Consider the following 12,883-nt stretch of genomic DNA (forward strand, 5'->3'; position numbering starts at 1 on the left):
AACCTGTCACGAGGAGCATGACAGCCCACCGCGCTAAACGCAACTGGAGTTTCATTGCAACCCACTGGCTCAGTAAGGCCGGGCGGGCGCACCGCCCGCACGAAGGCCGCGGTGACCGAGGCGCTGGTCGCCGAGCTGCTGGAAGTCGGGTACGCGGGCACCACGATCGAGCGCATCGCCCAGCGGGCGGGGGTGGCGAAGACGACGGTGTACCGCCGCTGGGGCAGCCTCGCCCAGCTGGTCGTCGACGCCTTCGCCGACACGGCGGGCGCCCAGGTGCCGCTGCCCGACACCGGCAGCCTGGAAGGCGACCTGCGCGAGCTGGGCCGGGCGAGCATCGCCATGCTGCGGATGCCCCACCTGCGCGCGGTCTTCGACGTGGTGGTGCGCGAGGCCATCCACGACCCGGCCGCCCGCTCGGCCCTGACCGAGTTCTTCGCCGCCCGGATCGCGAACGGCGCGGCCATCGTGGAGCGCGCGGTCGCCCGCGGCGAGGCGGCCGAGGGCACCGACCCGGCGGAGGTGATCCGCATGGTCGGCGCCCCGTACTACGCCCGCGCCTACATCACCGGCGAGCCCCTGGACCCGGCCCTGGCCGACCGCACCGCCGCGGTCATCGCCCTGGCCGCCCGCGAGGGCCTGCTGCTCCGCTAGTGGGCGTCGCGGTGGAGCATGGCGGCCTGGACGCGGTTGGTGCAGTCCAGCTTGGTGAGCACACGACTCACGTAGGTCTTCGCGCTGGGCTCGCTCATGCGCAGGCGGGCGGCGATGTCGGCGTTGGACAGGCCCTCGGCGATCAGGCGCAGGACGTCGGCCTCGCGCGGGCTCAGCACGGACAGGCGGGCGGCGGCCGAACGGCGGCGCTCGGCCTCCTCAACCCCGGCCGCGCCGACCAGGCCGATCAGGTGGCGGGTGACCGGTGGGGACAGGAAGGCCTCGCCGGCGTGCGCGGCCCGCACCGCGCGCAGCAGTTCCTCCGGGGCGCACGACTTCAGCACGAAGCCGGCCGCGCCCTGGCGCAGGGCGCGCAGCACGTTGGGCTCGTCGCCGAAGGAGGTCAGGATCACCACGCGGATGCCGGGCAGGGACAGCATCGCGTCCAGGCCGCCCAGGATGGGCATGCGCACGTCCAGCAGGGCCACGTCGACCTCGACCCGCCGGGCCTCGGCGACCGCGGCGGCGCCGTCCGCGGCGGTGCCGGCCACCTCGATGTCGGCGGCGGACTCGAGCACGGCGCGGATGCCGGCCAGGATCAGCGGCTCGTCGTCGGCGATGAGGACGCGGATCGGGGCCACTAGGCGACGCCGACCATGAGGCTCAGCGGGACGAACCCGAACATGAGGCCGGCGACGGCGATGCCCAGCAGGGCGGGGCGGCGGGCGGCCACGGCGAGCGGGAACACCGCCCACAGCCGGAACTCGCCGCCGCCGGCCGCGTGTCCGACGAGGGCGCCGGCCGGCTCGGCCCGCTCGGCCAGGCCCAGCAGGCCGCGGCCGGGCACGACGGGCGCCCGGTCCGGTGGGACCGGGTTGGTCACCGACAGCACCAGCGCGTCGTCCTCCCACTCGGCCCGGATCAGCAGGGGCACGCCCGGCGCGTGCTTGACGCCGTTGGTCAGGCCCTCCTGGACCAGGCGGTAGGCGACCGGGCCCGCCTCCTCGGGCAGCTCGCGCCGCGGGCCGCGGATCTCCAGGCGCGCGTCGACGCCGGCCGCGCGGGCGCCGGCCACCAGGTCGGCGATCGCGGTCAGGCCGGGGCGCGGGGCGCGCAGGCCGCCGACGAGCTCGTGCAGGTCGCCGACGGCGCCGCGGACGGACTCGGCCAGGCGGCGCACGGCGGCGCGCTGCTCGTCCGGCAGGCCCGCCACCTCCAGCACGGCCGCCTGGACCGACACCAGGCTCAGGCGGTGGCCCAGGGCGTCGTGCATGTCACGGGCGATGCGCAGCCGCTCCTGCGCGGCGAGTGCGGCGGCCTGGCGCTCCTGCTGGGCGACGTACCGTCCGGCCAGCACCGGCAGCAGCACGAAGACCACCGACGCGATGACCAGCTGCGCCGCCTGCTGCGGGCGCAGCGCGATCTCGGCGCCGAGGGCGGCGACGGCGGCCGTCGTCATGAAAGACCCGGATGTCGTACCGCGAACAGCCCGCCCGGCCTGATAGGCGCTCCACGGCAGCAGCGCGCAGGCCCCGCCGACCACGACGGCCGGGCCGAGCGCGCAGGCGAAGGCGGCCACCGGGCTGCGGTAGCGCAGCCGGATGACCGCCGCCACGACCAGCGCCCAGACCGGCAGCAGCAGCGGCGTGACCGGCGCCGGGTGGGCGAAGGTCAGCAGCACGCTGTCGACCGCCACGATGCCGGCAGCGGCGAGAAATCGGCGCATGCCAGCAGGCTACTGCGCGACGATCGGCGACGGTGCGGCGCGACTTTCGGCGACTGCGGTGCCGGCCGGGCTGCTCCTAGCGTCCGGGGCATGATCCTCGCCGAGCAGCTGAGCAAGCGGTACGGGCGCACCGTCGCGGTCGACGGGCTCTCCTTCGCCGTGCGCCCGGGCCACGTGACGGGCTTCCTGGGGCCCAACGGGTCGGGCAAGTCCACGACCATGCGCATGTTCCTGGGGCTGGACCGGCCGAGCGCCGGGCGCGCGCTGATCGGCGGGAGGCGGTACGACTCCCTCCGCCATCCCCTGCGGGAGGTCGGCGCGCTGCTGGAGGGGCGCTGCGCGCACCCGGGCCGGCGGGCGGCGCACCACCTGCTGTACCTCGCCCGCAGCAACGGCATCCCGGCGCGCCGCGTCGACGAGGTGCTCGCCCTGGCCGGCCTGGACGGGGCGGCGGCCCGGCGGCGGGGGCGCGGGCTGTCGCTCGGCATGGCCCAGCGCCTCGGCATCGCGGCCGCCCTGCTCGGCGACCCGCCGGTGCTGCTGCTCGACGAGCCGGTCAACGGGCTGGATCCCGAGGGGGTGCACTGGCTGCGCGCGCTGCTGCGCCGCTACGCCGCCGAGGGGCGCACGGTGCTCGTCTCCAGCCACCTGATGGCCGAGACGGCGCTGACGGCCGACCGGCTGGTGGTCATCGCCCGCGGGCGGCTCGTCGCCGACTCCACTGTGGACGATTTCGTGGCCGGGGCGCCCAGCCTGGAGGACGCGTTCCTGCGGGCGGTGGCCGGATGAGCGCCTTCGCCGCCGAGTGGATCAAGATTCGGACGCTTCGGTCCTCGGCGTGGACGCTCGGGCTGACCGTCGCGGCCGCGGGCGGGCTGGCGTACTTCGTCGGCTCGACCTTCCGCCACATCGACCCGGAGGTGGGGCGCTTCGACGCGGTCGTGGCCACCTTCTACGGCCTGTCGCTGGCCCAGCTCGCCCTGGTGGTGTTCGCGGTGCTGGCGGTGGGCGGCGAGTACGGCTCCGGCACCATCCGCCCGTCGCTGGGCGCGGTCCCCCGCCGGGGCGCCTTCTTCGCGGGCAAGGTGGCCGCGGTCGCGGCGTGCGCGGCGGTCACCTCGGCGGCCAGCGTGGCCGTGGCGTTCGCGGCCGGCCAGGCCGGTCTCGGGCCGCGGCACACCTCGCTGACCGCCCCCGGGATACCTCAGGCCGTCGCCGGCGCGTTCCTGTACCTGGTGCTGATCGCGCTCTTCGCCACCGGCCTGGCCCAGGTGCTACGCAGCTCGGCGGTCGCGCTGGGCGTGCTGCTGCCGCTGTTCTTCCTCGGCTCGCAGGGGCTGGCGAACATTCCGGAGGCCAAGCGGTATCTGCAGTACCTGCCCGACCAGGCCGGCGTGGCCATCCTGCACTTCTGGGGGGCGCCGGGCAGCCCGGAGTACAACCGCGACTTCGGACCCTGGACCGGGATCGGCATTCTCGCGCTGTGGGCGGCCGCCGCCCTGGCCGCGGGCTACCTGACCCTCCGCCGCAGGGACGCCTGACCGTCTCCGGCATGCTTTGGCCGTGATCAATCGGGCCGTCGTCTGGTGCGCCGCGGCCGGGATCGTCCTCGGCCTGACCGCCTACGCCGGGGACGAGCTCGACGGGCTCACCGGCACCGTGGTGCGCTTCGCGGCCGGGAGCGGCTTCGCGTGGGCCTGCGCCGGGCTGCTCGCCGGCTACCTGCTGCGCCCGCGCCGGACCGCGGCGGCCGGGGCGGTCGCGCTGCTGATCGCGGCGACGGTGGCGTACTACACGACGTACGCCGTCACCGGCGTGCGGTGGTACCGGATGTTCCACGAGGACGGCACCTCGGCCGCGCCCGACGCCATGCGCAGCCTCGCCCTGGCGGCGGCGTTCTGGCTGGTCGCCTCGGTCGCCGGCGGGGCCGTGCTGGGGCTCCTCGGGCACGCGATCCGGCGGGCCCCGGCCCGGCTCGCGCTGGCCGCCACGGGGCTCGCCTTCGTGCTGATGGCCGTGGCCGGGCTGGCGATCTCGATGGACTCGGTCGTGCCGGCCTGCGTGGCAGCCGTTGTCCTGCTGTCCCTTAGACCAGTTTTACGTTCAACTTAGATCTCGTCGGAGGTCTTGAGAGAGCGCTCTCCCAGGCCTACGGTCTCGGCATGCCGATGGATCAACGGCCGCCGAAGCGCCGCCGCACGCTGCTGGCCCTGCTCGCGGTGCCGGTCGCAGGGGCCGTGGCCACGAGCGTCATCGTCACCACGACGGCCGGGGCCGAGCAGACGGACACCGCCGGCATGGTCCAGGCCGAGGCGTGGAGCGCCCAGCAGGGTGCGCGCACCGAGAACACCACGGACGTGGGCGGCGGGCGCAACGTGGGCTGGCTCGCCGACGGGGACTGGATGCGGTACGACAACGTCGACCTCGGCGGCCAGGGCACCCTGACCGCGAGCGTGCGGGTCGCCGCGGCCAGCCGCGCGGGCGGCACGATCGAGCTGCGGGCCGGCACGCGGGACGGCGAGCTGCTGGCCAGCTACCCGGTCGGGTACACCGGCGGGTGGCAGAGCTGGACCACCAAGACCTCGGTGAGCACCACCGGCCTGACCGGCAAGCAGACCGTGTTCCTGCTGCTCAAGAGCGCCCAGAGCGGCGACTTCACGAACGTCAACTGGCTGCAGTTCCGGCGCACGCCGACGGCGACGCTGCCGGGGTCGCCCAGCGCCTCCCCCTCTGCCGCCGCGCCCACCTCCGCGGCCCCTCCTCCGGTCGTGACCGGGTGGCCCGCCGTCGACCCGGCGAAGCAGGCCGCCGACACGGCCGCGTTCTTCGCGCGCAAGCCGGCGCCGATCACCAACAACCCGGTGAAGGTGCCCGAGTTCCACGCCACCTGCACGGTGAGCCACCACGCCCCGGACGACCCGATCGTGTTCCCCGGGCTGCCCGGCGCCTCGCACGACCACACGTTCCTCGGCAACAAGTCGACGAGCGCGGCCTCGACCGCCGAGTCGCTCTTCGCCGCCGGGACGACCTGCACGCCGGCGCAGGACCACTCGGCGTACTGGATTCCGACGCTGTACCAGAACGGCAAGGTCGTCGACCCGAAGGAGGTGACCGTGTACTACGGCTCGCGCCTGAAGGACCCGAGCAAGACCCAGCCCTTCCCGTTCGGCCTGCGCATGATCACCGGCGACGCCAAGAACCAGAGCGACACCCCGGACCACCAGGGCAACCACTTCTGGTGCGCGGGCATCGGCGGGGAGGTCGGGCGGACGGCCGACGGGCAGTACCCGATCTGCGCCAAGACGGCCGAACTGGTCCGGCAGATCACGTTCCCGGACTGCTGGGACGGCGTGCACCTGGACAGCCCGGACCACAAGGCACACATGGCCAACGGCGACCACACCGGAGCCTGCCCGGCCAGCCACCCGGTGCCGATCCCGTCGGTGTCGTTCGTCATCGCGTACCCGCTGAACACCGACACCAACGGGATCACGCTCTCGTCGGGCAACGGCTTCTCGATGCACGCGGACTTCTTCAACGCCTGGGAGCCCGCCGCCCTCGCGCAGCGGGTCCGCGACTGCCTCGACCAGGGCTACAAGTGCAACGCCCAGGGCACGTTCTGACGACGGACGTTCCCCTCCGGACCGGGAAGGCCACCCGCCGCCACGGGTGGCCTTTCCCGTTTCCGCACTCGTTTCCCGTTAGCCGCAAGGCCGGACCACCCGCCGCGGTGTCAAAGTGTTGGCATGACGATCCGTTGCGTCATCGTCGACGACTCGGAGCGCTTCCGGTCCAGCGCGCAGCGCCTGCTGACGGACCAGGGCATCGTGGTCGTCGCGACGGCGTCGGACAGCAGGCAGGCGCTCCGGGCGGTCGAGGAGGAGCATCCGGACGTCGTACTGGTGGATGTCGGCCTGGGCGCGGAGAACGGCTTCGAACTCGCCGCGCGGATCCGGCTCAGCCCCGTCATCATGGTCTCCAGCCTGTCCCCGGAGGACGTGATCGACATGCTCGCGGAGAGCCCGGCGATCGGCTTCCTCCCGAAGGACCAGCTCTCCGGCTACGCCATCTGCCACCTGCTGGAGTCGTGACCGGCAGGCCGGGAGCTACGAGCTCGCGGCTTCCAGGAAGGTCAGGACGGCCAGCACCCGGCGGTGCGTCTCGTCCGTCTCGGGCAGGTCGAGCTTGGTCAGAATCGAGCGGACGTGCTTCTCGATCGTCCCCTCTGTCACCCACAGCGCCTTGGCCACGCCGGCGTTGGAGCGGCCCTCGGCCATCAGCGCCAGCACCTCGCGCTCGCGCGGGCTGAGCACGTCGAGCGGGTCCTTGCGGCGGTGCGCGGCGACGAGCTCCTGGACCACGGCCGGGTCGACCACCGTCCCGCCGTCGTGCACCCGGTGCAGGGTCTCGATGAACTCCTCGACGTCGGTCACCCGGGTCTTGAGCAGGTACCCGATCCGCTCACCGCTGGCCAGTAGCTCGATGGCGTGCTCGACCTCCACGAACGCCGAGAGCACGAGGATGGCCACCTTCGGGAAGCGCAGCCGGATCTCCCGGGCCGCGGCCAGGCCCTCGGTGGTGTGCGTCGGGGGCATGCGGATGTCGACCACGGCGATGTCCGGCGCCGTCTTCTCGACCAGGTCCAGCAGGTGGGTGCCGTCGTCGGCAAGGCCGGTCACGTTGAAACCATGCCGGTCGAGGAGGCTCGCTAGTCCCTCGCGCAGCAACACGTCGTCGTCCGCGATCACCACCGTTCGACGGAGGGCCGCGCTCGCCTCGAATGCCATCAAATCCAACATATCCCCGCGAGCCGGGGTAGACACCCCCCCATGCACGGGGGATTGACCGTCCGCCTGGCGCTGACCAGCGCGTTGTTCACCCTGATGATCAGCGCAGCGTTCGCCGTGATCCTCCTTTCCGTGTACCAGCTGCGGGCTTCGGTCATGGTGGTCACCCGGGCGGAGCAGGCCGTGTCCGCGTCCAACAGCCTGGAGCGGCTCGTGCTGGACGTCGAGGCCGGCCGGCGCGGCTACGCGCTGACCCACGACCGGGCGCTGCTGGAGCCGTGGATCGAGGCCCAGCAGCAGATCCCGCTGGACCAGCAGGAACTCGCCGCCGCGGTCTCCGGCAGCAAGGTCCAGGCGGCCCGCGTCACCCGGCTCAACGGCGACGTCACCGTCTACCTGGACAACTACGCCGACCCGGCGATCGCCGACAACCAGTCGGGTGAACCGCAGAACATCGACCCGCAGTCGATCATGGCCGGGCAGCAGCACATCGCCGCCCTGCGCGACGAGTTCGACGACTTCGTGACCAGCCAGCGGGCGGCCGTCGACCTCGCCCACGCCGAGGCGGACCGGGCCGGGCTGCGGGCCGTCACGGCCGGCATCGCCGGCTTCGTGGTCGCCCTCATCGCCGTCGGCCTGCTCACCCGCTCGCTCGCGGTCGTGGTGGTCCGCCCGCTGCGGCGCATGGTGATGGCGGCCGACCAGGTGGCCGGCGGCGACCTCACCGTGCGCGTGGCCACCGACGCCCCGGTCGAGGTGGGCGCGCTGCAACGCACGTTCAACTCGATGGTCGAGGCGCTCGACAAGGGCCGGGTCATGCTCGGCGCGGTGGCGGCCGAGCAGGCGGCGCTGCGCCGGGTGGCCACGGTGGCGGCCCAGGGCCGACCGGCCGACGACGTCTTCGCCGCGGTGACCGAGGAGGCGGGCAAGCTCTTCGCCGCCGACGCCGCCGTACTGCTGCGCTTCGAGCCCGACGGCAACGCCACCGTGGTGGCCAGCTGGAGCCAGGACCCGCGGCACCGGATCGGGCTGGGCAAGGTGGACCTGGCCGAGGAGGGCATCAGCGAGTCGGTGCTGCGCTCCGGGCGCCCGATCCGCCTGGCCGGCCCGGGCAGCGCCGACTTCCTGCAGCAGGAGTTCGGCGACACCTCGATCCGCTCGGCCATCGGCGCCCCGGTGCTCGTCGCCGGCCGCACCTGGGGCGTCCTCAAGGCGCTGTCCACCTGCGCCCAGCCACTGGAGCAGCACGACGCCGAGCGGGCGGCCGAGTTCACCGAGCTGGTGGCCAGCGCCATCGCCAACTCGCAGGCCCGGGCCGACCTCACCGCCTCGCGGGCCCGCGTGGTCGCCGCCACCGACGAGAGCCGCCGGCGCATCGAGCGCGACCTGCACGACGGCACCCAGCAGCGGCTCATCGCCCTGCTACTGGCCCTGCGGGCGACCGAGACCCAGGCCGACGGCCCCGTCCAGGACCGCCTGCACACCATCGGCGGCGACTTGTCGGAGGCCATCGACGAGCTGCGCGAGCTGGCCCGCGGCATCCACCCGTCGATCCTGTCCGAGGGTGGGCTCACCCCGGCGCTCAGGTCCCTGGCCCGCCGCTCCCCGGTGCCGGTGGAGCTGTCCCTCGAGCTGCCCGAGCGGCTCGGCGCCCAGATCGAGATCGGGGTGTACTACATCGTCGCCGAGGCCATGACCAACGCCGTCCGCCACGCGCACGCCAACCTGATCTGCGTGCGCGCCTCCGTGCGCGACGGCCGCCTCGGCCTGGTCGTCGAGGACGACGGCATCGGGGGCGCCGACCCGGGCACCGGCACCGGCCTGACGGGCCTCGGCGACCGGGTCGCGGCACTCGGCGGCAGCATGCAGATCGCCAGCCGCCCCGGCACCGGCACCCGCCTGGGCATCACCATCCCCCTCGCGACCCCTCTGGAGGGTGATACCGGTTGAGTCGGCCATGGAGGCCAGCCGGTACTGGCGGGTGCGGAAACCCGCAGCCACAGAGGCCTGCTGGCGCCGACGCCGCACCCCACTCATCGGGAGCACGGTGGAACAGTCATCCACGCCCCCATGAACAGGTGATTCCCATGACGGCCTGCCTGGTTGATCCAGTGAAGTGCATGGCACTGTTCGTCTCCGACACCCCGTGCTTCTCCGATCCCGACGCCGCCACCGTCCGCGCCGCGGTCGACTCGACCCTCGAGCGCCTGGGGGCCGAGGAGTGCTACGCCCGGGCCGCCGAAGTCTTCGGCGACCGGCCTGACGTCGCGTTCGACCGCATCCAGTGGGCCCGCAGCGTGTGCGAGCGCGCCCTGACCTCGGCGACGCCCGTTCCCTGCTGAGCGCGCAGCGCTCTTTTGAGGCGCAGCGCTCTTCCGCGGCCATAGCGCTCTTCTGCGCCGATTCCCGATAAGTCGGGCACGCCGTGCCACGACTTATCCGATTTTCCGCCTGTCAGGGCATAAATCCGACATGTCGTTGGCACGGAGTGCCCGACATGTCGGGAAGGCCCACTTGCCGCCCCAATTCCGCGTTGCCACCCGGGTCGCCTTTACCGCCCCGGCTTCGCCTTAGCGCCCAGGCCCGCCTTACCGCCCGGGGTCCACCTCCCCGCCCGGCTCCGCGTTACCGCCCAGGCCCGCCTTACCGCCCGACTCCGCGTCGCCGCTCAGGTCGCCTTGCCGCCCAATTCCGCGTTGCCGCCCGGGTCCGCGTTGCCGCCCGATCCCGCGTTGCCGGCCGATCCCGCGTTGCCGGCCGATCCCGCGTTGCCGGCCGATCCCGCGTTGCCGGCCGATCCCGCGTTGCCGGCCGATCCCGCGTTGCTGGCCGATTCCGCGTTAGGCCGAGTCCTCGCCCAGGCGGGCCACGATGTCACCCAGCGTCTCCAGCTCGGCCGCGGACAGGGCCAGCATCTGGGGCGGGGGCTGAGTCATGATCGCCTCGGCCCGGGCCGCCTCGGCTCGGCCGCGAGCGGTCGCCGTCACGAGTTTGGCACGGCGGTCGGCGGGGTGCGGCTCCCGGCGTACGAGGCCTCGTTTTTCCAGGTCGTCCACGACGAGCGTCGTATACGGCGCATCCGTCTGCAGCCGCGCCGCCAGCTCGCGCATCGTGAGCGGCTCGCCGGCCAGGCGGCGCAATGCCTTGATCCGCACGAAGCTCAGGTCGAGCGCCTCGCACACCTCCTTGCGGCGGTCGTGGCGCTCGTGCACCAGGGCCAGCAGGTCGCGCCAGACCTGCGCGGCCCGGTCGGGGGTTTCCGGGTCAGGCATCGACGAGCTCCGCCTCGGGTTGTCTGCTCTTCGCCCAGCGTCCGGTGGTGATGGTACCGATGGCAAGGATCGCGGCCCCGCAACCGGCAACGATCCACCAGCCAGCGTGGCTGGCCGGCGTAAAGCCGTCGGCCATGGCGCGGTCGTGCAGGCCGGCGTTGACCACGGCGCCGAGGACCGCGATGCCCAGCGTCGAGCCGAACTGGCGGCTCGTGGAGGCGAACGCGGCGGCCACGCCGGCCTGGGCGGTCGGCAGGCCCGACACGGCGGTGACCGTGATCGGCGGGTTGACCATGGCGAAGCCGATGCCGAAGGCGACGTACGCGGCGAGGACCCACACCAGGGGCGTATCCGGGGCCAGCACGGTCAGCAGCACTCCGGAGACGCCGATGCCGGCCCCGCCGACGAGCAGCGGCAGGCGCGGGCCACGGGCGCCGACCAGGCGGCCCGACACCGGGCCGAGGACCACCGTGATGGCCGCGATCGGCAGCGTCAGCAGGCCGGCGTGCATCGGCGAGAGGTGCCGCACCTCCTGCAGATAGAGGGTGTTGAGCAGCAGGAAGCCGGCCAGGGCGCCGAAGGCCGCGACCGCGATCATCGTGGCGCCCGCGAAGGGCGGGCTGCGGAACAGCGCGATGTCGACCAGCGGCTCGGGGCGGCGCGGCTCGACCAGCAGCAGGGCCACCAGCGCGACCAGGGCCACGATCCCGGCCCGCCAGTCGTGCTCGATGATCGCGTAGGTGGCGCTGGCCAGCAGTACCAGGACGATGATCTGACCCGGCACGTCGACCCGCCGCGGCCGCGGGGCGCGCGACTCGGGCACGAACAGCGCGGTGAGCACGATCGCGGCGATGCCGATCGGCACGTTGATCCAGAAGATCGTGCGCCAGCCGACGGTCTGCACGAGCAGGCCGCCGACCACCGGGCCGAGGGCCATGCTGATGCCGACGACGCCCGCCCAGACGCCGACCGCCTGGGCCCGCTCGCGCCGATCGGTGAAGACGTTGGTGATGATCGACATGGCGACCGGGTTGAGCATCGAGCCGCCGATCGCCTGCAGCACCCGGAAGACGATGAGCCACTCCAGCGACGGGGCGAGGCCGCACAGCAGCGAGCCGACCGAGAACACGACGAGCCCGGTCTGGAAGGTCCGGCGGCGGCCGATCCGGTCGGCGGTGGAGCCGGCCATGAGCAGGAGGCTGGCCAGAACGAGGGTGTACGCGTCGATCGTCCACTGCAGCCCGGACAGCGGCGCGTCGAGGTCGTGGCCGATCGCCGGCACCGCGATGTTCACGATGGTGTTGTCGAGCCCGACGATGAGCAGGCTCATGCAGCAGATGCCGAGCACCAGGAGGCGCCGGCGGCGTTCTTGTACGACCACAACTATTATATTCGTACAAGCTTTGCCGTTTGTGCAATCGGCAGCGAGGGGTTCGCGGCGGCCGGGGTGGCGCTCGGGTGCTGGGCGATCGCGCGGAGGGGCACGTCGCCCGGCGTGCGGCGGTGGCGCCGCTCGGGCGTCCGTGAGATCGGCGCGGCCGGCGAGGTCCTTGCACAGGTCCCCGTCGGCCGCGACTCAGAGGGCGTCGAGCAGGTCGTGTACGAATGCCGGGAGGCCCTTAGTTGCTGGTGCCGTTGCCCTGCGGGGCGCCGCCACCACCCGGCATGCCGTTGCCGTTGCCGCCGCCCTGCTGCTGGTTGCCGCCGTTGGCCTGGCTGAGCGTGGTGTCCGTGATGCTGGTCGCGGTGACCGTCGAGCCGTCGACCGTTCCCACCACGGTCACGGTGTCGCCGGTCTTGACGTCGGAGATCTGGTCGTTGCCGTTGTCCACCGTGGTCGACGAGCCGATGACGAAGGTCGTGGCGTGGCCGTCGGCGCTCTTGGCGGTGATCGACGTGGTGCTCACCTCGGTCACCGTGCCGCTCTGCAGGCGCTTGGTGGTGTAGCCGCCGTTGCCGTCGGAGGCGGTGAAGTCGCCGTACAGGGCGCCGGACAAGCCGTTGGCGCCGCGGTCCATGAAGCCCCCGCCGAAGCCACCCGGGCCGCCTTGACCGTTGCCGCCGGGGCCGGCCTGCTGGGAGGTCGACGACGAGTCGCCGCTGGCCGCCTTGATGACGGCGAACCCGCCGCCGCCGATGACCAGCGCGGCCACCACGCCGACGATGACGGTCTTCATCCGCGACGATTTCGGCGGGGTGGCCGGCGGCTGGGGAGCGGGGGCGGCGGGGGCGGCGGGCGTCGGCTGGGCCCAGACGGGGGCGGCGGGCTGCTGGTCGAGGTGGCTGCTCATCGAGGCTCCTGAGGGTCGTCGTCCGGCGGCTCGTACTCCGGGGAGCCGCTCACCAGCAACGATCCCGAGACTGCCTGGCACGCCGCCCCGCGAACCTTGGCAACCAGCTGTGAAGCGCAGGCCGCAACCAGCTGTGCAGCGCAGGCCGCGACC

14 protein-coding genes are annotated in these 12,883 nt (G+C 73.3%); 8 read left to right on the plus strand and 6 right to left on the minus strand.

Annotated features, from left to right (window positions below; translation table 11 throughout):
* The first annotated feature begins 111 nt into the window (after window positions 1-111).
* Window positions 112-654, plus strand: coding sequence for a TetR/AcrR family transcriptional regulator (locus ABD352_RS20210; protein ID WP_344613979.1), 543 nt, complete (start codon window positions 112-114; stop codon window positions 652-654).
* Here the strand turns inward: ABD352_RS20210 and ABD352_RS20215 are convergent.
* Complete coding sequence (locus tag ABD352_RS20215) at window positions 651-1,295, minus strand: response regulator (protein ID WP_344613980.1); 645 nt, start codon at window positions 1,293-1,295, stop codon at window positions 651-653. The two genes, ABD352_RS20210 and ABD352_RS20215, sit on opposite strands and share 4 nt — an antisense overlap.
* Entirely contained in the window at window positions 1,295-2,380 is a 1,086-nt protein-coding gene (locus tag ABD352_RS20220) for a sensor histidine kinase (RefSeq protein WP_344613981.1), read from the minus strand. The genes ABD352_RS20215 and ABD352_RS20220 overlap by 1 nt, the downstream gene beginning before the upstream one ends.
* A 90-nt stretch (window positions 2,381-2,470) precedes the next feature.
* Here ABD352_RS20220 and ABD352_RS20225 point away from each other — a divergent pair, with 90 nt between their 5' ends.
* From ABD352_RS20225 to ABD352_RS20245, 5 genes are all read left to right on the plus strand, one after another.
* Window positions 2,471-3,169, plus strand: coding sequence for an ABC transporter ATP-binding protein (locus ABD352_RS20225; RefSeq protein ID WP_344613982.1), 699 nt, complete (start codon window positions 2,471-2,473; stop codon window positions 3,167-3,169).
* Entirely contained in the window at window positions 3,166-3,921 is a 756-nt protein-coding gene (locus ABD352_RS20230; RefSeq protein ID WP_344613983.1) for an ABC transporter permease subunit, read from the plus strand. Before ABD352_RS20225 ends, ABD352_RS20230 begins: the two co-directional genes overlap by 4 nt.
* A 22-nt stretch (window positions 3,922-3,943) precedes the next feature.
* A complete protein-coding gene (locus ABD352_RS20235; RefSeq protein ID WP_344613984.1) occupies window positions 3,944-4,492 on the plus strand; it encodes a hypothetical protein in 549 nt (182 codons plus the stop codon).
* 50 nt (window positions 4,493-4,542) lie between these two features.
* Entirely contained in the window at window positions 4,543-6,003 is a 1,461-nt protein-coding gene (locus tag ABD352_RS20240; RefSeq protein WP_344613985.1) for a DUF1996 domain-containing protein, read from the plus strand.
* Window positions 6,004-6,126: 123 nt separating this feature from the next.
* A complete protein-coding gene (locus ABD352_RS20245) occupies window positions 6,127-6,471 on the plus strand; it encodes a response regulator (protein WP_344613986.1) in 345 nt (114 codons plus the stop codon).
* A gap of 15 nt (window positions 6,472-6,486) precedes the next feature.
* Here ABD352_RS20245 and ABD352_RS20250 read toward each other — a convergent pair whose 3' ends face one another.
* On the minus strand, window positions 6,487-7,167 hold the full coding sequence (locus ABD352_RS20250; protein ID WP_344613987.1) for a response regulator transcription factor: 681 nt from the start codon (window positions 7,165-7,167) through the stop codon (window positions 6,487-6,489).
* Between the two features lie 42 nt (window positions 7,168-7,209).
* Between ABD352_RS20250 and ABD352_RS20255 the strand changes: the two genes are divergently transcribed.
* Window positions 7,210-9,117 carry a CHASE3 domain-containing protein gene (locus ABD352_RS20255; protein WP_344613988.1) on the plus strand — a complete coding sequence of 636 codons (1,908 nt, stop codon included), beginning with the start codon at window positions 7,210-7,212 and terminating at the stop codon, window positions 9,115-9,117.
* Window positions 9,118-9,287: 170 nt separating this feature from the next.
* Window positions 9,288-9,509, plus strand: a complete 222-nt coding sequence (locus ABD352_RS20260) for a hypothetical protein (RefSeq protein ID WP_344613989.1) — start codon at window positions 9,288-9,290, stop codon at window positions 9,507-9,509.
* 498 nt (window positions 9,510-10,007) lie between these two features.
* Here ABD352_RS20260 and ABD352_RS20265 read toward each other — a convergent pair whose 3' ends face one another.
* The 3 genes from ABD352_RS20265 to ABD352_RS20275 form a co-directional block, all read right to left on the minus strand.
* Window positions 10,008-10,439 carry a MarR family winged helix-turn-helix transcriptional regulator gene (locus ABD352_RS20265; RefSeq protein ID WP_344613990.1) on the minus strand — a complete coding sequence of 144 codons (432 nt, stop codon included), beginning with the start codon at window positions 10,437-10,439 and terminating at the stop codon, window positions 10,008-10,010.
* A complete protein-coding gene (locus tag ABD352_RS20270; protein WP_344613991.1) occupies window positions 10,432-11,820 on the minus strand; it encodes an MFS transporter in 1,389 nt (462 codons plus the stop codon). The genes ABD352_RS20265 and ABD352_RS20270 overlap by 8 nt, the downstream gene beginning before the upstream one ends.
* A gap of 238 nt (window positions 11,821-12,058) precedes the next feature.
* Window positions 12,059-12,730: a hypothetical protein gene (locus ABD352_RS20275; protein ID WP_344613992.1), complete on the minus strand. Its 672-nt coding sequence runs from the start codon at window positions 12,728-12,730 to the stop codon at window positions 12,059-12,061.
* Window positions 12,731-12,883 lie beyond the last annotated feature (153 nt).

Source organism: Dactylosporangium salmoneum (assembly GCF_039532525.1).
In the GTDB taxonomy this organism is placed as follows: Bacteria; Actinomycetota; Actinomycetes; order Mycobacteriales; family Micromonosporaceae; genus Dactylosporangium; species Dactylosporangium salmoneum.